Source organism: Desulfobacter latus, assembly GCF_013389365.1.
GTDB lineage: Bacteria > Desulfobacterota > Desulfobacteria > Desulfobacterales > Desulfobacteraceae > Desulfobacter > Desulfobacter latus.
This window is the reverse complement of record NZ_JACADJ010000213.1, coordinates 1-328: the sequence shown is the minus strand read 5'-3', so window position 1 is coordinate 328 and position 328 is coordinate 1. Positions and strand designations below refer to the sequence as shown.

The following is a 328-nucleotide window of genomic DNA, read 5'->3' as shown; positions in this document are numbered from 1 at the left end:
CTGCACCCTGACCGGCGGAAACTGCGCCCCGATGGACAGGGTTTCGACATAGGCGTCCACCGTCTTCTGGCTCACAGGGGCGCGGGGATAGATGGCTTCATCCCATATCAGGTCTTCGATTTTCATCATAGCTGTGGCAGGGCTGTACCAGATTTCATGATCACCTTTACCCTGCCGTTCAAATGTACATCCATTCTCCCTCAGAAATTTTTTAAGATCTTTGGTATAATCCCCCATCAAACTGCTGCCCGCTGTGCAATCTCAAACCGCCGGGTAAAGACCTCAAAAGAGGTTTCCAGTCCAACATCCACACCATTGGCCTCAAGCA

1 protein-coding gene is annotated in these 328 nt (G+C 51.5%); it reads right to left on the bottom strand.

Annotated elements, in window-relative coordinates:
* The coding region (locus tag HXW94_RS19335) for a type II toxin-antitoxin system HicA family toxin (RefSeq protein WP_218576838.1) at nucleotides 1-237 on the bottom strand (237 nt) is incomplete at its 3' end.
* Between the last annotated feature and the right edge of the window lie 91 nt (nucleotides 238-328).